This is a genomic window from Stratiformator vulcanicus, from assembly GCF_007744515.1.
Taxonomy (GTDB): domain Bacteria; phylum Planctomycetota; class Planctomycetia; order Planctomycetales; family Planctomycetaceae; genus Stratiformator; species Stratiformator vulcanicus.
In genome coordinates this window covers 4,346,092-4,365,648 of the sequence record NZ_CP036268.1, presented here as the reverse complement: position 1 = coordinate 4,365,648, position 19,557 = coordinate 4,346,092, and the positions used below count along the sequence as shown (strand labels likewise).

At 58.6% G+C, this 19,557-nt stretch carries 15 protein-coding genes; 4 read left to right on the top strand and 11 right to left on the bottom strand.

From position 1 onward, the window contains the following. Positions 1–324: 324 nt before the first annotated feature. Positions 325–1,689 (bottom strand): tetratricopeptide repeat protein, encoded by a 1,365-nt coding sequence (locus Pan189_RS17370; RefSeq protein ID WP_145365352.1) that lies wholly within the window; start codon positions 1,687–1,689, stop codon positions 325–327. Between the two features lie 249 nt (positions 1,690–1,938). Between Pan189_RS17370 and glyA the strand changes: the two genes are divergently transcribed. After that, complete coding sequence (glyA, locus tag Pan189_RS17365; RefSeq protein ID WP_145365351.1) at positions 1,939–3,210, top strand: serine hydroxymethyltransferase; 1,272 nt, start codon at positions 1,939–1,941, stop codon at positions 3,208–3,210. Between the two features lie 83 nt (positions 3,211–3,293). Continuing rightward, entirely contained in the window at positions 3,294–4,043 is a 750-nt protein-coding gene (locus tag Pan189_RS17360) for a hypothetical protein (protein WP_145365350.1), read from the top strand. Between the two features lie 96 nt (positions 4,044–4,139). Here the strand turns inward: Pan189_RS17360 and Pan189_RS17355 are convergent, their stop codons facing one another. Both Pan189_RS17355 and Pan189_RS17350 read right to left on the bottom strand, forming a co-directional pair. Next, positions 4,140–5,591, bottom strand: coding sequence for a HEAT repeat domain-containing protein (locus Pan189_RS17355; RefSeq protein ID WP_145365349.1), 1,452 nt, complete (start codon positions 5,589–5,591; stop codon positions 4,140–4,142). Beyond that, positions 5,563–6,978, bottom strand: a complete 1,416-nt coding sequence (locus tag Pan189_RS17350; protein WP_310820708.1) for a sulfatase — start codon at positions 6,976–6,978, stop codon at positions 5,563–5,565. The genes Pan189_RS17355 and Pan189_RS17350 overlap by 29 nt, the downstream gene beginning before the upstream one ends. Between Pan189_RS17350 and Pan189_RS17345 the strand changes: the two genes are divergently transcribed. After that, positions 6,970–7,983: a pirin family protein gene (locus Pan189_RS17345; protein WP_310820707.1), complete on the top strand. Its 1,014-nt coding sequence runs from the start codon at positions 6,970–6,972 to the stop codon at positions 7,981–7,983. The genes Pan189_RS17350 and Pan189_RS17345 overlap by 9 nt on opposite strands. Before the next feature lie 361 nt (positions 7,984–8,344). On the opposite strand, the gene Pan189_RS17335 is transcribed toward Pan189_RS17345, so the two are convergent. The 3 genes from Pan189_RS17335 to Pan189_RS21510 form a co-directional block, all read right to left on the bottom strand. Next, positions 8,345–9,235 (bottom strand): alpha/beta hydrolase, encoded by an 891-nt coding sequence (locus Pan189_RS17335; protein ID WP_145365347.1) that lies wholly within the window; start codon positions 9,233–9,235, stop codon positions 8,345–8,347. A 114-nt stretch (positions 9,236–9,349) separates the two neighbouring features. Beyond that, positions 9,350–9,634: a hypothetical protein gene (locus Pan189_RS17330; protein ID WP_145365346.1), complete on the bottom strand. Its 285-nt coding sequence runs from the start codon at positions 9,632–9,634 to the stop codon at positions 9,350–9,352. Between the two features lie 59 nt (positions 9,635–9,693). Continuing rightward, positions 9,694–9,828, bottom strand: a complete 135-nt coding sequence (locus Pan189_RS21510; RefSeq protein WP_310820706.1) for a hypothetical protein — start codon at positions 9,826–9,828, stop codon at positions 9,694–9,696. Positions 9,829–10,176: 348 nt separating this feature from the next. Between Pan189_RS21510 and Pan189_RS17325 the strand changes: the two genes are divergently transcribed. Next, the gene (locus tag Pan189_RS17325; protein WP_145365345.1) at positions 10,177–12,294 is read left to right on the top strand and encodes a TerD family protein; all 2,118 of its coding nucleotides are present in this window, start codon (positions 10,177–10,179) and stop codon (positions 12,292–12,294) included. Positions 12,295–12,659: 365 nt separating this feature from the next. Here the strand turns inward: Pan189_RS17325 and alaS are convergent, their stop codons facing one another. The 5 genes from alaS to Pan189_RS17300 form a co-directional block, all read right to left on the bottom strand. Further along, positions 12,660–15,290 carry an alanine--tRNA ligase gene (alaS, locus tag Pan189_RS17320; protein ID WP_145365344.1) on the bottom strand — a complete coding sequence of 877 codons (2,631 nt, stop codon included), beginning with the start codon at positions 15,288–15,290 and terminating at the stop codon, positions 12,660–12,662. A gap of 175 nt (positions 15,291–15,465) precedes the next feature. Continuing rightward, the gene (gene recA / locus Pan189_RS17315; RefSeq protein WP_145366238.1) at positions 15,466–16,551 is read right to left on the bottom strand and encodes a recombinase RecA; all 1,086 of its coding nucleotides are present in this window, start codon (positions 16,549–16,551) and stop codon (positions 15,466–15,468) included. A gap of 345 nt (positions 16,552–16,896) precedes the next feature. After that, positions 16,897–17,445, bottom strand: a complete 549-nt coding sequence (gene cyaB / locus Pan189_RS17310; protein ID WP_145365343.1) for a class IV adenylate cyclase — start codon at positions 17,443–17,445, stop codon at positions 16,897–16,899. A 19-nt stretch (positions 17,446–17,464) separates the two neighbouring features. Next, positions 17,465–17,773: a DUF971 domain-containing protein gene (locus tag Pan189_RS17305; RefSeq protein ID WP_145365342.1), complete on the bottom strand. Its 309-nt coding sequence runs from the start codon at positions 17,771–17,773 to the stop codon at positions 17,465–17,467. 52 nt (positions 17,774–17,825) lie between these two features. Then, positions 17,826–19,442: a multiheme c-type cytochrome gene (locus Pan189_RS17300; protein WP_145365341.1), complete on the bottom strand. Its 1,617-nt coding sequence runs from the start codon at positions 19,440–19,442 to the stop codon at positions 17,826–17,828. Positions 19,443–19,557 lie beyond the last annotated feature (115 nt).

The following is a 19,557-nucleotide window of genomic DNA, read 5'->3' as shown; positions in this document are numbered from 1 at the left end:
CCCGCAATCCTTCGTGCCGTCACTAACTCAACAGCACCGAGCCCCGCCGAACTAGTAGAAAAACTAATATACGGCAGTGTCATAGTGCAAGGATATATGGCGACAGAATCTGACACTGGACCGATATTCTCGTGGAGACCTGTGAGGCAAACGGAGCGTAAATGTAACGAGGGGTGAAGGTTACATCTAATTTGAATCGTTAGGAAAAATTTGCGGAAAAACAAGAATTCGATGGAATAACGCCAGATTCGCATCTTTATCGGGCACCTATAAAATGCCGGACTGTTCCGGAGGCCACTGAGAAATCGGTCATTGGGACCCAATTCAGCGGGGCGGTAAGGCTTCGTCTGACACATCCTCGTGCGGATCGACTTCGTCGGGATCAGAATCGGTTTCGGCCAATCGTTGCCGCGCCAAGTCGGCCCAAGGGCCGCGGGTGTCGAGCGTGAGGTATTGCTCCCAGTGCCTGCGTGCCTTTGCGATGTCTCCAGCCGCAAGGAGCGTTTCGGCCAAATGAAGTTGCGCATCCGGGTAGTCAGGGTGGATCGATATCGCGATGCGAAACGCGGAGAGCGCTGCTTCAAAATGCTCCGTCTCAACATGCAGGCAGCCGATTTGCGTCCATGCCTCGATGTACTCTGAGTCAATTTCGACCGTCGCGTAATACCGCTCCAAGGCTGCTTCGGCCAAGCCGTGGCGATAAAGTGCATCGGCCAGAGAAAAGTGAAATTCGGGCCTGCTTCGGTCGGCCATCAGGGCCAGCCGCAACGACTCGATCGCTCCACCGACGTCGTCCTGCTCCAGCAACGCGGTCCCGTTCTCAAACCAGTCTTGGGCAGTCCGATTGGCCTGTTGCGAGGATATTGGATCGTTGGTTCCACCCGCAGAGTCGGGCGGGACGAACATGATCGTCTCCGCGGAGGCTTCGTCGGCGCCTTCCTGTTCGGAGTCGTCGGAGGACCCCGAAGGATCGAAATCGAGGAGCCTCTGGCGGCTGACCGATTCCACCAGCCCGCCGCGGTCACGGTAGACAAGCCTCGAATTCTCGGCGAGCAGGTCAACCTGATCGAGGATGCGGCCGACGTCCGGAAAACAACTCGCCAGAGAACGCAGGCTCGACTCCAACTCGTCACGTCCAACTCCGGAGTTGAGCAACTCATTGAGCCGCCTGAGCCGCGTCAACTCGTGGAAATCGAAATAGGGTAGCCGGTGAACGCGGCGAACCGGCTGCACGAGGCCGATTCGCTCCCAACGACGAATGAGCGCGACCGAAAGTCCGAGCATTTCGCTCAACTGGGCCGGCGTGTAAACGCGATGCACATCGTGGCTACGCTCGGTCAGTCCCAAAGCAGCCAGCCATTCCGATTCACGGAGCACGCGAATGGATGCCCCCGATTGATTCCACTGCTGAGTCATCTGAAATTTGACAGCGGGGCTGCCGTCGTCCTCCAGCGGCCAACCCTCTTCGCCGACCACCAGGATCGTGGTCTGTCGGCTCAGGTGACGCGTGGCGATCCCGCCATGCTGCTCGACCAAATCAGACGCGTCACTGTGGGTCATCGACGCGAGAACGCCGGTGAACGTGACACGTTCCCCGCTGAGGAACTCCTCGTCGCACGATGGTGCGTTCGGCACATCGAGCCGCTCGGTGTCTTCTGTGGGAGTTTCAGTGGTAGTTTCAATCGACATGCGGCGGAAAAGCCAATAGTTAAGATCAGCGATGTCAGGTGACGGCCTGCCGTCGAGAGCGGACCGGCCATGCTGAAATTCTAATCAGATGGCCTCCCAGTCCCAAACGCGACAATCGGACCCGCTTTCCGGACGAACTTTGCGTCGGTAAGTTACTGTGATGCCTTGGCGATCAATCTAAGCCCCACCGCTTGCAGGAAGTTTCGCCTTCGGCCGCCAATACAGCGCAAATCCTACTTGGGATCGACCATGTCCACCGCATTGAATCTCGACCAGTCCACCAGCCCGATCGAAGCCGCCGATCCTGCAGTTTTCGCAGCGATTTCAGAGGAACAACGCCGACAGGTCGAAGGGTTGGAACTGATCGCCTCCGAGAATTACACAAGTGAGGCGATCCTGGCTGCCGCCGGTACGGTCCTTACCAATAAGTACGCCGAGGGATACCCCGGTCGCCGTTACTACGGCGGCTGCGAACACGTCGACGTCATCGAGAACCTTGCACGCGATCGCGCGAAAGAATTGTTCACAGCCGAGCATGCGAACGTGCAGCCGCACGCCGGCTCGCAGGCCAACATGGCCGTCTTCATGACAGCCTTGGAGCCGGGCGATACGTTTTTGGCGATGGATTTGGCTCACGGCGGGCATCTCACGCACGGCATGAGACTGAATATTTCGGGCAAATACTTCAACGCCGTACACTACGGTGTCCGCGAGGATGACCAGCGCATCGACTTTGACCAGGTCGCCCGACTCGCCCGCGAGCACAAGCCGAAATTGATTATTGCCGGTGCGAGCGCTTATCCCCGTGAAATTGATCATCCGAAATTCGCCGAGATCGCATCAGAGGTCGGTGCGAAGCTGATGGTCGACATGGCGCATTACTCGGGGCTGGTCGCCGCGAGAGTTCATAACAATCCCGCCGAGGTCGCCGATTTCGTGACGTCAACATCCCACAAGACACTCCGTGGCCCGCGTTCGGGATTCGTGCTGTGCCGATCGGAATATCAGAAAGACATCGATCGCAACGTCTTTCCCGGTCTTCAGGGCGGGCCGCTCATGCACGTCGTAGCGGCCAAGGCGATCTGTTTTCAGGAAGCCCTCCAACCGAGCTTCCGCACGTACGTCGAACAGGTCGTCGCCAACGCTCAGGCCCTTGCTGCGACACTCACCGCAGGCGGTCTGAAACTCACATCGGGCGGGACCGACAACCATCTGATGCTCTGCGACGTCACCGGCTTCGGCTTCGGCGGAAAAGTGGCCGAAGAGGCGCTCGATCGTGCCGGAATCACCTGCAATAAAAATATGATCCCTTACGACACGCGCAAACCGATGGACCCGAGCGGCGTCCGCTTCGGCTCCGCCGCGCTGACGACCCGTGGGATGAAAGAGGCGGAAATGCAACAGGTCGGCGGTTGGATCCTCGACGTGTTGCGAAATGTCGACAACGAAGATGCCGTCGCACGCATCTGCGAGGCGATTCGCGAGTTAACGGCCGACTTTCCGGTTCCGGGAATTCGATAAACCGCCTGCGGCTTCGTTAATTTTCGCGGAATCCGCAGGCTGAGCGTTTCGTCGCCCCCGTCATGGTCCATGTTTAAGGGGACATGGATTATCGCGACCGGGGAGCAAAGGCATTGGCGGACGACGTTTTCACAGAGCCGACCGAGGTATCGGAATCGGCCGAGTTCTTAGAACCCGACGCGGATGCCGCAGTCGCAACGGCCGCGTCGCCGGATCAGCCGGTGCCCTCAGTTGACGAGGACGATTTCTCGCCCGAGAAACGCGCGGCGCGACTCGCCCCATATCGCCGCATCGCCCGAGAGGAACGCGAACGGTCCCGAAAAGCACTCACCGAACTGGCGGTCACGATTGGCGCGACCGCTGTCGGGTTGGTCCTGCTCGGGGTGATCGTCGCCCTGATCGTCAGTCGAATCAGCGCGGAGGCCTCCGCAGATCAGCAGCCCCTTTCCGAACTGAGTGATCCTGTTGAGCGGCACGAGATTCCGCTCGGGAGCTTCTCGTTTCAGCACGAGTTCACGGGTACTGGCCCGGTTCCCGGTGATCGCGACAACGTCCAGATCATCGAATTCGAAGCCGCGGCGGTCGTTCAAGGATCGCAGGAGCAGGTCCTCCGTTTCGAAAGCTATCTGTACGAGCGGCACCACCGCGTCGGCGAAGCGATCGACATCGCCGTTCGGCGGTCCAACCGCGATCAATGGCTCGATCCCGACTGCCGCGCGGTCCGTGGGTTAATCCGAGCAGAGATCAACAGTGTTCTCAATTCTGAGGCGATCGATGATGTTCACTTTAGCTCACTCCGCACGTTCGAAGTGCCGCACACGATCGGGCATTAAATTCGGACGAATCCCATACGGTCGATTGCGTGGCGGGACAATTGCGAGACAACTGTTCGACCATCGAAAAGACGGCCGGCCACGTTCGCCCGGCAGTCAAGCGTCAAATGTAAACTCGGCCTCCTCAGCCGTCGGGTTTAAGAACGACATAATTCGCTTTAAGAATTCGCCTTCGTGAGCGAACGCTTGGCGAAAATACTCGTCGCCATCGGGGACGATCGCCGCGATCGCCTTGAGCATGAAGTCGGTTTCGTTGTCGTCGCAATTAATAAGAGCGCGAGTCAACAGCTTGGTCAGTTGAGGCAGGGACGAGCGAGCCGATTCTCCAAAGGCTTTCAATCCGTAGCCCGCGGCGTATCGCACCGGCTTCTCGTCTCGCAGCAACATTTCGAGTTCTCGGACGTATTCGGCTGGTGGTGACTGAAGATCGCCAAAGCTCTTCGCGGCCGTCGCTCGTACCTCGATGTCTGGGTCGCGGAGAGCTCGACTTAGAATTTCACACTGGACGGAAATGTCGAGATCGATCTGAGCAACGGCTTCGCAGGCATTGGCTCGAACATCGCTGTCCCGATCACTAAGTACGAGCCGTTCCAATAACGATTCGAATTGTGTCGGGTCGTGGCTGCCCTCTTTAATCGCCCAGACGGCTGCATAGCGCGGACCCGCAGTTTTCGCTCGGCCGTGCTCCATAATGCGGGAGGTCGTCCAGTCGGCGGGCTGGATATAAGACTCGCCATAAAGTGAGCCGATCTGGTCATGATAGCGACTCAGATATTTTAATCCGCCATCGAACGGGACCTGGGCGTCGAGTCTGAGATGATCGGCCCATGCCGGCCTAAAGCCGCCATAGAAATGGACCGCCACCGCCAGACCGTATCCGACTTCTCGCGAAGAGAGATAGCCGCTCTTCTGAATATTCCACCAACTCCAACCCTGGGCATATCCGGAGTCGTCTGTCAACGTGCTGTTGGCAATATAGACGCCGAAACCGGCCATGGCTGCGAACAGGTCAGTAAGTTGCTCGTGGTTCGGGTCATCGACGAAGAGGCGGTCCTCACTCAAAAGGCGCACGTGCCCGATTTCATGAGCCAAAGTCGCAACGCAGGTTAAGTAGTCCTCCTGCGCGGTTTCGCTGAGTCGTATCGTGTCAGACTCGTCACCACGTTCATAAGTTCCGAGCGCTTCGTCGGCATCCTGTCCGTCGAGTCCGGCAAGCGAAATCCGTTCCTGCGGGGCCTCCATCCTCTCACAAACCGTTCGGAACACCTGTTGAACTTCATCCGGCGTTCCCGAATACATCCGGTCGTTCATGTCCGGGATGTCGTCGATCATCCGCTCTGGATCGAGTAGCGAGCGGCCGAACTCGCTTAAGAGAAACCCGACCCCAAGTTCCAACCAGACTTTCTCACGGGTCCGAATCGGCTGGGAAGGACCGAAGAGTGAAAACATTGAATTAATGTCTCCGCAGGAAATTAAAAAGAAAGGTTCTACGAAATCGAGATCGTCGCCACCGCGACGCTTATGGATCGATGCCGGCGAGCGTTTCATCAATCACATCTCGCAACTGCTTAACGACCTCCGAGTTCTCGGGTCGCTTCGCCACATTTAAGTTCTCGCCAGGGTCGGTGCGATGGTCGTAGAGCATGTTGGCAATCTCGCGACCCTTCTTGTCCCGATAACTTGTGAAGCGGTAGCGTCCGTCGGTGACGGTCTCGCCGCGCGGGTATCGGCCGACGGCATAATCTTTCACGGTCGCATCGGGGTCTCTTAATGTCGGTAGCAGCGTCGTCCCCTGCAGATGGTTTGGCTTCGGCAGTTCGGCGAGATCGCAAAGCGTCGGGTAGATGTCGACAAATTCTGCGATTGATTCTGACTTTGTATTGCTTTGAACGCCCTCCGACATGGGTGCGGAAAAATAGAGCGGTACCCGCATCGATGTCTCAAAGCAGGAGTGCTTGCACCACAGGGTGTGTTCACCGAGGTTCCAGCCGTGGTCGCCCCACAACACGATGATCGTGTTTTCGGAAAGATTCAGCCGGTCCAGTTCATCGAGCAGTACGCCGACGTTGCGGTCGGTATAACCGACACAGGCGCGATATCCCTGCACGAGTTTGTCGGCCATGTCGCTGGAGACCGGACCTTTCAGCGGGATACCCGCATAGGCTCTTAATTCACCGAAACTATGGATAGCGACCTTCGGAGCGTTCTTGGGAACGAAATAGTCTTGCGGAGAATTGTCAGCTTCGCGGTACGTCTCCCAGTACTTCTGCGGCGCGACGAATGGGAGGTGCGGTTTATAGAAGCCGACCGCGAAAAAGAACGGCTCCGGCTTGTCGCTGAACTCACCGAGGCCTTCGACGGCACGAATGGCAATCTTGCCGTCTTTATAAAAGTCATCGGCCACTTCCGCCGATTCATAAGCGGCGCCGCGGCTTCGCCTGGCAGATTTCGACTTATCGATCTGCCGGCTCTTCTCTAACGCATATCGCTCGGCCACTTCCGGCCACCATCGGTGCGTCCAACTCTCAGGGCTGTCGTCGGCGTGATGAAAAATCTTTCCGAGCGTCGCCGTACGGTAACCGTTGTTACGGAAGTGCTCGGCAAGTGTCGGGACATCGGGAGCGTCTTTGTCTGCACGCGTTAAGTAGGAGCGAAACCGCTTCGGCGTCGGGCGCAGGCCGGTCATCAACGAAGCCCGGCTCGCCCCGCACACCGGAACATTGCAATACGCCTTGGTGAAGATCACTGATCGCTCCGCCAAGCGATCGAGGTTCGGCGTCTGCATCACCTCCGCACCGTAGCAGCCGATCTCCGGACGAAGATCGTCGACCGCGATGAACAACACGTTGGGCCGCTCCGCCGCACTGAGGGCGGTCGTCCCCCATAGCGCGGCAATAGCGAATCCCATTAAATATTGGGCACGCACATGTGGCATCTCGAACTCCGAATCGACGTGGTCAATCAATTTTGCTTCAGGCCAATCATCCCGGTGGAACTGGTCATCAGCAACCGAGCGGTTTTACGTGAGATCGAGCGACCGGCCGGAAAGTGGGGAATCTGCTGGAAAGAGCTATTGACCAACCCACCGGCGCGCCGATATCTGTTTCAACAGGCATCTGCTCGATTCGGGAGAACGCTCATGGTCAACAACCGACGCAATTTCATCCGGCTCACTGCCGCCGGGCTCATTCACATTTCGGCCCGCCCGTTCTTGGCCGGCGCGGACGAACCCGCCGAATCCACGCTCCTGCTGCGGCAGGCGGGTGACCGCGGGCATACCGATCTCGGTTGGCTGAAGAGCTTTCACAGCTTCAGCTTCGGGAAGTATTACGACCAACGGCACATGGGCTTTCGGTCGTTGCGAGTCATCAACGACGACCGAATCACGCCCGGTCGGGGCTTTCCCACGCACCCGCACCGCGACATGGAAATCCTCTCGTACGTGATGCAGGGGGCGTTGCAGCATCGCGATAGCACGGGGCGGGGTTCCGTCATTCGGCCGGGCGACGTGCAATTGATGACCGCCGGGACGGGGATCACGCACAGCGAGTACAACCCGTCTCAGTCGGAGGCCAACCACTTCCTGCAGATTTGGATTCAACCCGGGATGAAACGCGTCCAGCCGAAGTACCAGCAGCGGCGGATCGAGCCGGCGGCGATGAAAGCCCGCTGGGCAACGATTGCGGCCCCTGAGCAATCTTCCGCATTCGTCACGATGAATCAGGACGCACACATCCGCGTGGCGAGCCTTGCTAACGGTGACCGACTAACCCACACGGTTCGGCGCGACCGCCACGCCTGGCTGCACGTGGCCCGTGGCGAAATTAATGTCAACGGCACACGGCTTCAAACCGGTGACGCTATCGCGAGCAGCCGGCCCTCTGAATTTAATATCACCGGCAAAAAGGAAGCCGAGATTTTGCTATTCGATTTGGGTTAAGAGGTCTTCCTGCAATCTGTCGTGACTGCCACATCCGCAACGACTACAAATCTGCGGAAATGGCCGCCGGATCAGTCATTATCTTGCGAAAGCGTCATTGCAGCCATTGGCCCGAGGCTCTTCATGGTCGTCACTTCATCACAACGGAAACTACAACCGCGCCGATGAACAATACGAACGCGGTGGCGCACGTCGTGGCCACGAAAGCAATCGCTCGTAAGGGATTCGATTCGAACAGCAACATGGAAAGTAGTCCTGCTGTGACCGAAGCAGCAAATCCGATGATCTCGAACAGCGGTATATAGAAGAGCATTTCTTAAACCACTTTATTGCTCTCAATCAACTGGCATTTTTACCGTTCCTACTTCAACTTCTCGTCGAAGAACGCCTTCATTCGCCGGAAGTTTTCGGCATTAAAGAACCCGCTGTCGACATGTCCCGTGTCGGGCAGAATGACGAGCTGCGAATCGAGGTCGGCTTCCTGATACAGCCTGTGCAGCGTCTCGCCGTGATACGCCTTCACAACGGTGTCGGTATCCCCGAAGACATTTAAGATCGGCGGATCGTCCGACGAGACGTAAGTGACCGCCGAAACCTCCTTGGCAGCCTCGCCCTCCGGGTCGGTCTTGCCGCCCAGCAATTTGAAGACGGCGTCTTTTGCCCCCTTTTCGCCCCTGCGGCGGATTCGTTTCGGGAAGTCGGTCGGCCCCGCCTGATTAATCACCGCCTGCACCCGCGAAGAGGTCTCGTCAAACTCGCCGACGTCTCCCTCTAGGCTTTTAACATCGCCAGTGACTCCCAGCAAAGCCGCGAGGTGACCGCCCGCCGAATGGCCGATCACCCCGATCCGCTCGCCATCGTACCCGTACTTGCCGGCGTTCGCTCTTAAGAAGCGGATCGCGGCTTTGCAGTCATGAATTTGAGCGGGGAAGGGGGCGACATCGGTAAAGCGATAGCTGATCGTCGCGGTCGCATAACCCGTGGTGCAAAGCCGAAAACTCGGCCCGCCGCCCACCCGGCTGCCCTTTCGCCACCCACCCCCGTGAATCCAAACGACCAACGGTGGGTTCTCGACGTCATCGGGTACATAGAGATCAAGTTGCAAAGACTGCTCGCCAACCTCGGCGTACTCCAGATTGCGATGAGCTGTCACCCCCTTCGGCACCTTAGGCGGATCAGCAGCGACCGCGGAACCTGCGGTCAACAACAACAGCAGGACCAAAGCCAAACGACAACATCGCCAATGAATCATGAGGACATCTCCGGTGACGCAAAATCAGACACTCGATCCTATCCCCCCATCGCACCAAACAACAGGTGGCCACAGGCCACTTTTGTGCCTGCGGCTGCGGAGTATGATCTATGATCAGAGCGGGGGATGATCCGGCTGAGTTGTGATATCGCCATGCTCTTTCACGTAGCGCATTAAGTCATACGTATTAAGCGACACCGGCAACGGCTCCAAAGGCGGCAACCCGTAGAATTCTTCCATGCAAGCCGTCGAAGGCTCCACCGGCTCCGGAAGCGGATCGGGAACCTCACCCGTCTCTTCATACTCCTCCCAAGCCAAATGCAGCACCTCCAACGACTCGAACCGATTCTGGACGACTTGCGGGCGGTCACAGACCGCTTTTGTGCCTGCGGCAGCCATGATCGCAAACACCCGCTCGAATCTTCGACTCGCCGCCGGCCCCACCCCCACCCCGGGAATTACTTGAGAATCGTCGCCGGCGCCGTGCGCTGTCGTTGGGCGAAGTCCATCACAGTGAAGACCGCCTCGGGATCGGCCGCATACTCCGTCACCCGCCGAATCAAAATCTCCCGCGACAAAGCCCTCGCCGCCATCGGCCGCTCCCAAGTTGGTGAAGTGGTTGGTTTACCTGATGGGAGACGGTTGCACATGCGGTGCAGCTGGCTGTTTTGGCCTGCGGAAATGTGGAGCCATCGGCTCGAGGAATAGATTCCGGCTGTCGATTGGCCCGGCAGAAATGCGTTCGAAATTTGGGCCAGCCTCTCGTTGCACTCTCTCAAATGCGCCGCAATCCGCCATTGGTAGAAGGATTCTTGATTCACTCTGACATCGGGCTTTGTTAAACTTTAGTGGCCGGGCTATTGCCAAGGTTCCTTCTGTAATGGCTACGGCCATGTCACATCTACTTTGGCAGCTTCCCCGGCATTCCTCTTTTTACGACAATGGTCGAATCGCTCACGAAATCTGAGATTTTTCTGGCCAAGTGCGGCAAGGTTCTCGTTGGTGAAGGCGACTATCGGGCGCGAATTGCCGTTGTCTCTACAGTCGCGAAGAACTTACAGTCTTTGGGATTCGGACTGAGTTCGACGTTACTCGCGCGACTGAGCACACTTAGCGACGAGCAGGTTGTAGATTGGTACGAGGGCGTCTCGCCCTTGCTCCGACGTTTGGTCGGCGCGAACCGCCCTTTCGAGCCGATGTATCCGAACTTTCCGCGACAGGTAATGGAGGCATCGGAAGCGGAACTGTATTTCAATGCGATGACCCACTATTTCGGGTTTGCGCTTTCAGATCACCTGAATGACCCCAGTCTTGTCGTCCTGCCTAACTACGAGAAAGAATCGCGGCCACCACTTGATGAGTTTCATCAACTGAGGTGGATCGATCTCGGAAGTGAGATCGAATTTCGATCAATCTTTACTCGGCTCGTCTCTGCAAACGGTTCGCTGTCGGAGTTCGACAAACGGACATTGAAGTGGTTTGCGGCGAATGAGTCCGTTCAGGAATTACTGCCTGAACGCATCCCGCAAAAGGAGAATTTGGCTTTCTTGGTGTCGCTACTCGAAGACCGAAACTGTCTTATTGAATATGTCAAGACGGCGACTGACGTTCTCCGCATTGCGGTCGCGATGTCAGGCGGTGACGTGTCACTCGGCGAACCAACGAAGTTTCGTAGTTTCTCAAAGCCCGAAAGAAAGTTCCTCCTAAAGTGTCTTGAGAACTCCGGGGATCGTCGTACGGAGGACATGCTCCGGTGGAAGTCGAGGTGGATCCGGCTCGGTGAGTTTCTCCATCCGGGCGACTATAAGAAACGCTTCCCGAACGCACTTGCCGCATTCGATGTGATTCGAAACGACATTCCCTTCAAGACATTCAATGCAAAGGTCGAAGAATCGATTTCGCGAGGCGACCCGCATTCGATAACCTCGCTCCTGACTCAACGCCCTGGAGAGTTTGCTCGACGATTGGACCATATCCTTCGTTCCGTCGACGAACCTGAAATGGTTTTGACGACGTTCTTCTCTGTCGCCGGCCAAGTCTCGACTCCTGTGCTCCTGCAAGCTTGGGCTCATTTTCGGCAACGCGACTCACTCTCCAGTCGAGCATTTTTTCCAAAGGGAAATGCAGCCAAAGTTCAGTTTAGTACCGACAAGCTGCCACCGCTTGCCCCATCGCTAACGCTCGCTGCTGCGCGCGGTCTACGCAGCCAGTTAATGCAAAGATTCGCACGGCTTCCCCGACTCGGCAAAGTCTGGATTGATGAACGACTGACGGAAGTGTTCGTACCCCATTCGCAGCGCTCCGCCAGCCGGTCGCTTCGCGCGATCACACGCGGTTCCAGCTTCCAACTACCAAGCGGCGATACTCTGCGCTTCTTTTGTTGGTGGAAGAATATTTACAACGCCGCAGGCACTAGCAGCAGTCGTGTAGACTTAGACCTATCGGCATCCCTCTTCAGCGATAACTGGCAGACGAGCGGCGAGATCGCCTACTACAATCTGCGAAGTGGAGAGTGCTACCACAGCGGCGACGTCACATCGGCTCCAAAAGGAGCATGCGAGTTTATAGACATCAGTCTGGAATCGGTCCGATCAATGGGTGCCCGATACGTCGTAATGAGCGTTCTGTCTTACACCGGCCAGCCATTCGCTGCGTTGCCAGAGTGCTTCGGAGGATGGATGATACGAAAGCGGCCAAACTCCGGCGAGATTTTTGAACCGAAGACCGTCGTTGATAAGATTGATATCACCGCTTCGACACGTGCTTGCGTACCGGTAATCGTTGATGCCGAAGAACGGCGAGTGCATTGGGCAGACCTTGGTCTTAAGAGTGCAGCGCAGATAAACAATGCTGCTCGCAACTCTGTAGGACTTAGCCAGATCGGCCAAGCAATAGTCGATTTAAAGAAGCCGACGTTATACGATCTTCTCGAAATGCATGCAGAGGCTCGCGGAGAAGTGGTGCAAAACATGCAATCCGCCGAAACGGTCTTCGGCTTGCATGAAGGCGACCTGACAGCCTTCGACTCGGACCGCATACTAAGTGAATTTCTTGCTTGAGGCTTTGGTACGTAGCGGGCAATCGTTCGGACCCGCGGGTTGACACTCTCGGCTGACCGACTGCTCGTTCCTCGGCCATCTTCTCTCATCCAGTTGGGTTCATTGTGTGGACTCTACACCCCCATATTGATCACTTTCGCATCGAAGTCGGGCGGCTGTGATTCGTGGACGAGATTCGTCGAAACGCGACCCAATGCAGCCGCGACTGGTCAGGAGCGGACCGGAGCCGTGGCGGCGCACGCTTGATGGCGACATCCACGTGCGACGGAAATGGGGCTGGCGGATCGATGCCGCTCCCTGATCCGCTTACTGCCGTGCGCGGCTAAACTTTCGTCCCTACTCTCTCGTCCCTACTCCTTCAACCCTCAACTTCCGCTCGACAGAGCTGACTTGTAGTAGGCCAACCCAGCTTCTAAGGCTTGGGGCAGTTTGGACGGGTCTTTGCCGCCGGCTTCGGCGAGGTCGGGGCGGCCTCCGCCGCCGCCGGAGACTTCTTTGGCCGCGGCTTTCACGCAGTCGCCGGCCTTCACACCACGCTTAACGAGTTCCTTGCTGACGGCGGCGAGCAGGGCGGCTTTGCCGTCGACTTCCATCCCTAAAATTAAGGCGACCGGCTCCTTTTGATTGCGGAGCAGGTCGGCGTATTTCTTAAGGATGTCGCGATCACCGGTGGTGGGTTGGTGGGCGATGAGTTTGACGCCGTCCACCTCTTCGGCCTTGGCGAGCAGTTCGTCGATCTCGCCGGCGACGTTCTGCTGACTTTGCTGCGCAAGCTGTTTGCGGAGGGTCTTTAATTCTTCCTGTAAGACATTAATACGCTGCGGCAGGTCTTCGGGCCGGGGGGCTTTCAGGGCGGCCTGAGCTTCTTTTAAGAGTTGCTCGGCTTCCCGCATGCGATTTAAGGCGGCCTGGCCGGTGACGGCGGAGATGCGGCGGATGCCGGTGCCGACGGCGTCTTCGGAGACGATCTTGCAGAAGCCGACCTGCCCGGTGTTGGTCAGGTGCGTGCCGCCGCAGAATTCGAGGCTGAAGTCTCCCATCGAGACGACGCGAACGAAGTCGGGGTACTTCTCGCCGAACAGGGCCATCGCCCCCAGCTTTTTGGCCTCTTCGATCGGCAGCACGTTCGTGGTGACGTCGGCCCCGGAGGCGACGAGCTCGTTCATAATGTCCTCGACGCGACTGAGTTCGTCGGGCGTGAGGGCCTGGCGGTGGTTGAAGTCGAAGCGAAGGTGGTCGGCTTCGACCTTGGAACCGCGCTGCGTGGCGTCTTTGCCGATCACCTCATGCAAGGCGTGATGCAGGATGTGCGTGGCGCTGTGGGCCCGGCGGATGCCGCTACGGCGACCGGCATCGACTTCGGCGTTGATCTTTGCTCCGACTTTGAGTTCGCCCTGCTGCAGATGGCCCAGGTGCACGATGAGGTCGCGTTCCTTTTGCGTGTCGGTGACGCGGAATTCGAAGCCGTCGCCGGTGAGGGTGCCGACGTCGCCGACCTGACCACCGGCTTCGGCGTAGAAGGGGGAGCGATCGAGCACGACGCCGATGGGCTCGGCGTGGCCGACTTCATCAACATGCTCCACGAGCCGGCCTTCGGCGATGAGGCCGATGATCTCACTTTCGGATGCGGTGGAGTCGTAGCCGAGAAATTCGGAGCCGCCGTGGGTTTCGTGGAGGGCGTGGAGCGGACCGGCAGCCATGACGCCGTAAGTCTTGCCGCCCTTACTGGTCTCTTCGTGCTCGCCTTCGAGTTCATTAAAGCGGGCACGGTCGACGGCGAGGTTGTGCTCAGCGGCGAGGGCTTCGGTCAGTTCGACGAGGAAGCCGTAGGTGGAGTGCAGGTCCCAGATTTCGTCGCCGGGGAGGAGGGACGCTCCGGACTTGCGGGCGTCGTCGACGCAGCGGTTGAACTTGTCGAGGCCGCGTTCGATCGTGTCGAGGAAGCGGGCCTCTTCCGACTTGATGGTGTCTTTGACGCTCTGGACGGTCTTGGCGACTTCGGGGTAGGGGACCTTCATCACGTCGACGACGGAGTCGACGAGCGAGAAGACGAACGGGTCGCGGCGGCCGAGCAGGAAGCCTTCGAGGACGGCGCGGCGCAGGAGCTGCCGGACGACGTAGTTCTCCTCTTTGTTGCCCGGGGCGGTGCCTTCGTGGATGCACATCGTGATGGCGCGGGCGTGGTCGGCGATGCGGCGGATGGCCCGGCCGTCGGGGGCGTCGAAGGAGTACTCTTTGCCGACGGTCTCCCCGGCGGCGACGCAAAGGGGGCGGAGGGTGTCGATCTCGAAGTTGCTGACGACGCCCTGCAGGACGGAGGCGGTCCGCTCGAGGCCCATCCCGGTGTCGATATTTTTCTTGGGGAGGGGCTTGAGGTTGTCGGGAGGGCTGCCGGTCCGGTTGAACTGCGTGAAGACGAGGTTCCAGATCTCGACTTCGCTCTTGCCGCCGTCGGACGAGTAGTAGATTTCGCTGCAGGGGCCGCAGACGCCGTCGGGTCCGTTGGTGGGGGCACCGGCAGGCCAGAAGTTTTCGTACTCATCGTGCCGACGGATGCGTTTGGCGGGCAGGCCGACGTCGTTCGCCCAGATGCTGTAGGCCTCTTCGTCGTCCAGATAGACGGTGGCGGTAAGGGTTTCCGGCGGGAGGCCGAGCCATTTCTTGTCGGTGAGGAACTCCCAGGCCCAGTGAATGGCTTCAGTCTTAAAGTAATCGCCGAACGAGAAGTTTCCCAACATCTCGAAAAATGTGTGATGAAAAGGCGTGACGCCAACGTTCTCAATATCCCCCGTCCTCAAACACTTTTGCGACGTGGTCGCGCTTTTGAAGTCGGGGCGGCCGAGGCCGAGGAACTCGTTTTTGAACTGGTTCATCCCCGCGGGGGTAAATAGCACGGTCGGGTCGTCTTTGGGGACGAGGACATCGCTCGGTCGGCGGGTGCAGCCCTTCTGCTCAAAAAAGCTGAGGTACTTCTCGCGGAGTTCGTCGGTCTTCATAGATCAATCAACTGGTTGCGGGGGCCAAAGGCCCCAATGTGCCTGCGGCAGCGTGGACGACGCGAGCATTGTGACCGGTTGCGGAGAATCGCTCCACCGTAAGAGCCGATTCGGTTGCGTCGGGTTCACATGTCACTCGAAGCGCAGCACATTGCGACCTTTTGAGGCCGACCGCTTATTCCTCTTCGGACTCGGCGTCGGCATTGGCCGCTGCGGGGGGGAGGATGCCGCGGGCTTCGAGGACTTTGTTGCGGATTTCCTCGAGCATGTCGGGGTTTTCCTCGAGAAAAGTTCGCGACTTGTCTCGGCCCTGGCCGATGCGGGTGTCGCCGTAGCTGAACCAGGCACCGCTCTTGTTGACGACCCGGTCTTCGACGGCCATGTCGAGCACGTCGCCCGAGGCGCTAATGCCGCACTCGCTGAGCATGTCGAACTCCGCGATGCGGAACGGCGGGGCGACCTTGTTCTTGACGACCTTAACCTTCATTCGCATGCCGACGGTCTGATCACCATCTTTCAGGGTGCTGATGCGGCGGACATCCAGACGGACAGAGGAGTAAAACTTGAGGGCCCGGCCGCCGGGGGTGGTCTCTGGGCTGCCGAACATCACGCCGATCTTCTCGCGAATCTGGTTGATGAAGATCACCGTCGTCTTTGAGCGGGAGATCGCCCCGGTCAGTTTCCTCATCGCCTGACTCATCATGCGAGCCTGCAGACCGACGTGCGTATCCCCAATTTCGCCATCAAGCTCTGCCTTCGGCACGAGGGCCGCCACCGAGTCGATTACGATTACGTCGACCGCATTCGACTTGATCAGCATTTCGGCAATCTGCAGAGCCTCTTCGCCGTAGGACGGCTGGCTGACGAGCAGTTCCTCGAGATTCACGCCAAGACGCTTCGCCCACGATGGGTCGAGGGCGTGCTCTGCGTCGATGAATGCGGCAATCCCACCGGCTTTTTGCGCGCTGGCAATCACGTGCAGTGCGAGGGTCGTCTTACCGCTCGATTCCGGGCCGTAGATTTCGACGATCCGACCGCGCGGAATACCGCGCCCGCCAAGGGCGAGGTCGAGCGACAAAGCCCCCGTCGCAATGCCGGGAATACCGGCTGCGGCGGCGTCGGAATCGAGTCGCATGATTGAGCCGCGACCGAACGCCTTTTCGATTTGACCGACGGCGTTCGACAGGACCGAGTCGATATCATCCGACTCCGACGACTTCTTTGATTTCGATAGGGCTTTGGTGGATGCCTTCTTCGCCATGACTCCGTTCCCACTCACTGCGACCATGATGCGTACCTCGACCTGAGACGACCGCCCGTTTACGGGGCGTCCGAGACTTCGTGGGTGGTCCGAGATGCTCTTGAGCCCAGCCGCGAAAGTCGAACCGCAGTTCCTCCGGCGTGACCATGATGTTACTCCCGAACCGGTTTGTCCAACGGGCGACATTGCCGATAGTGGACACGCGAATAATATAATAGTGGCCACCTGTTCGGGTCAACGGGAAAGGTGGAAGTTTGTCACGTTTTCTGGGAGAGGCGGGAGAGCCGCCTATGGACCCATGGGGCGGTGCCCGTGGGCTTGGGGTCGATTTGGGTAAAATGAGGGTTACTTGGTGAGGAGCATTTCGAGATAGCTGCGTGGCTCGGGCGTGCCGAGGTGGAGGCGGGCAGCGAGGGCGGTGACGGCGGATCGCGCGGCTTCGAGCGAGTCGTCTTCAGCGGTCAGTTCCAACTCGACGTAGCAGCCGAGACTCTCGACACGGTCGAGAGCAATTTCGAAATGGTGGCCTTCGAATTCGAGCGTGAACGGCTGCCGTTCTTTTCGCACGATCAGCACCGGTTCAAAGCCGAGGCGAGTGAAGATTTCGGCGAAACCGTCGCCCGATCGACCATCGGCATCGAGAGAGTATTCGGCCTCAAACCGCGCTTTAGTTGCGCCAGCCAGTCGCGGCCCTTTGTAGGTTAGGACTGCGGAGTCGTTGACCCGCCGGATCCGCAGGGCCTCGTCGGTCGAGGCGAAGTCGCGGCAAGGATGTCGGAGATATTGATCGGCCTGCCGTATCGACACGCCGGCCGTCGCACCGAGGTCGGCTAATTCGGCCTTAATGGTGTCGTGCGAATCGACGGGAAACTTGGATTCGACCTCATACGCCATCGTCCCGTCCTCCGGAGCGTCAATCTGCGGATTCGTCAGACAATTCGCGGAGGTAGGTCCACGTGAACAGCCCGGTGTCGTGCCCGTCGTTCCAGCGAATCTTCAGGGCGTAGTTGCCCGCGAGATCAAGACCATACGGCGCGATGTCCTCGGCCACATTCTTCGGCCCGACGACCCGCTCGCCAGTAAATTCGTTGACGCAACTCGCGCAGGGGCACCGGCCCCTCAAGAAGCGAAACGGCAATTTTGAAGTCTTACGATCGGGCCAATCGATTTCGAAAGTCGCTCGATCGGTGACGGCGCGAATATCGGTGGGAGCCGAAGCCATGGGAAGTTGAAACTCTTTTTGCCGCGGCTCACGCCTGCGGCTGGGGTCTGGTTTAATCGAGCCCGGAGTGTTTCACCTTAGACCAGTATTCGGCGAAATTGAACTTCGGACTATTTTCGTGATCGTGACATTTGATGCAGAGATTGTCACGGGCCTCCGTAAGTTCGATTTTCATTTCTTTCGCGGCAGCCCGGAACTCCGGCTGCGGGACCGCATTCTTGTCGTCGAGCCAGGTTTGCATGACCTCTGAGTGATGACTGCCGGGGCCGTGGCAGTTTTCGCATTGTTGGCCCTTCAGCAAATGGTATCGGTCGGGGTCTCCCTTTTGCGACGCGATCGCTTCCGGGAGAAAGCCAGACTTGAACGGGAACACATCCTGGGCGTCCCAACCGGTCACGTGGCAGGAGAGACATTCCGGGTCGTGGTTCCGTGGCACCCAGTCGCCTTCAAAGTTTTCCCGCCCTTCGATGAGGGAATGATACGCTTTCGCGTGGCGAGACTTGCTCCACTTTGCAAAGGCTTTGGTGTGGCATTTCCCACAGCGGTCGGCTCCCACGTAGGTCCCGCCGGGCGGGGCATCGCCTTCGGGAATGTCGGCGAAGACTTCCGACTCGTAGTCTTCCAACAGCGTTTGGTAGGAGGCCATGACCTCGTCCATGGCGGTGACGTGGTCAAACCGAGCGGCATCGAGTTCGACGAGTTCAAATTTCAGGTCGATGCCCGATTCCTCGGCTTTCGTTACGCCGACGGCGCCGATGTGCTTGCCTTTCTGGCCGACACGGAGCAGCAGCGTGTCGCCGATCTGTTCTGCTTTTTCCGGCGGGTCTTCCGGCCCACGAGCGGTCACCACGATATCGAATTGAGGATACGCCGCGGCGAGTTCGGTCGACTCGGAAGGGGTCGCGTATGAGAGGAGGACCATCACATCGACTTCGGCCGCCTCCAGCGATTCGATGACATCTGGTAGCACGTCGGTCGGGGCGGTGGTCGAAAAGTCGGCGGTCGATCCTCCCGGCACGATCGAGTCCCGAATCGAATCGCCGAGAATTTGCGCCACGCCGAAGCGAACGGGACCGGCCTCGAACACTTTCGTCTTGATCGGCCCGCCATCGAGATCAGGGATGTCAAAGAACATCTGGTTCGCTCCGAGAAAGGGCAGGGCAGCCTGGCCGGTCTCGGGGTCGATGACATTCTGGGAGAGCAAATAGTCGGGGCGCAGTTTCAACTCTTCGGGACCAACGCCCAGCGCGGCGTAATCGAGGAGCTTCAGCGCCTCGAGATTGCTGCTGAATTTGAATTGCGACTGTCGACGGTGCCGCTTGACGGTGCCACCCAAATCGATCGCGGCAAGCGGCCAGCCTTTCTCTTTGATCATGCGAAATAGACCGGCCCGCCGGGCCATGCCCCCGGCCTGACTGGCCGAACAACCGCACGGCTCGAGGTAACCGAACTGCTCACTCGAGATTAGCAGAACCGCGTCGGGCTGTTCCCAGTCGGCAAACGGCGGACCCGCTTCCGGTACGGCGATTCCGCCTTGACCGGGATCACTTCCACCGTCGACGCCGGGCTGCATCGGGCGGGTTGAAGCGATACCGCGATAGACCACCGCCGCGACCATCAACACGCAGCCCAGCAGGGCGAATAGGATCAGAATTTTGTCGCGAGCCATGAAGAATCATCCATGCAGTTTCGAGACGAGCCGACGAATTCCATCCGTGGCTGAGCTGTATGCGGGACCGGCCGATCGGCAAACGACGTTTGTTCCGACCGGACGACTGCTCCAC

Coding starts and splice junctions, on each gene's coding strand:
- Pan189_RS17370 (WP_145365352.1), bottom strand. CDS start 1,689: ATGTCGATTGAAACTACCACTGAAACTCCCACAGAAGACACCGAGCGG.
- glyA (WP_145365351.1), top strand. CDS start 1,939: ATGTCCACCGCATTGAATCTCGACCAGTCCACCAGCCCGATCGAAGCC.
- Pan189_RS17360 (WP_145365350.1), top strand. CDS start 3,294: ATGGATTATCGCGACCGGGGAGCAAAGGCATTGGCGGACGACGTTTTC.
- Pan189_RS17355 (WP_145365349.1), bottom strand. CDS start 5,591: ATGAAACGCTCGCCGGCATCGATCCATAAGCGTCGCGGTGGCGACGAT.
- Pan189_RS17345 (WP_310820707.1), top strand. CDS start 6,970: ATGTGGCATCTCGAACTCCGAATCGACGTGGTCAATCAATTTTGCTTC.
- Pan189_RS17350 (WP_310820708.1), bottom strand. CDS start 6,978: ATGCCACATGTGCGTGCCCAATATTTAATGGGATTCGCTATTGCCGCG.
- Pan189_RS17335 (WP_145365347.1), bottom strand. CDS start 9,235: ATGATTCATTGGCGATGTTGTCGTTTGGCTTTGGTCCTGCTGTTGTTG.
- Pan189_RS17330 (WP_145365346.1), bottom strand. CDS start 9,634: ATGGCTGCCGCAGGCACAAAAGCGGTCTGTGACCGCCCGCAAGTCGTC.
- Pan189_RS21510 (WP_310820706.1), bottom strand. CDS start 9,828: ATGGCGGCGAGGGCTTTGTCGCGGGAGATTTTGATTCGGCGGGTGACG.
- Pan189_RS17325 (WP_145365345.1), top strand. CDS start 10,177: ATGGTCGAATCGCTCACGAAATCTGAGATTTTTCTGGCCAAGTGCGGC.
- alaS (WP_145365344.1), bottom strand. CDS start 15,290: ATGAAGACCGACGAACTCCGCGAGAAGTACCTCAGCTTTTTTGAGCAG.
- recA (WP_145366238.1), bottom strand. CDS start 16,551: ATGGCGAAGAAGGCATCCACCAAAGCCCTATCGAAATCAAAGAAGTCG.
- cyaB (WP_145365343.1), bottom strand. CDS start 17,445: ATGGCGTATGAGGTCGAATCCAAGTTTCCCGTCGATTCGCACGACACC.
- Pan189_RS17305 (WP_145365342.1), bottom strand. CDS start 17,773: ATGGCTTCGGCTCCCACCGATATTCGCGCCGTCACCGATCGAGCGACT.
- Pan189_RS17300 (WP_145365341.1), bottom strand. CDS start 19,442: ATGGCTCGCGACAAAATTCTGATCCTATTCGCCCTGCTGGGCTGCGTG.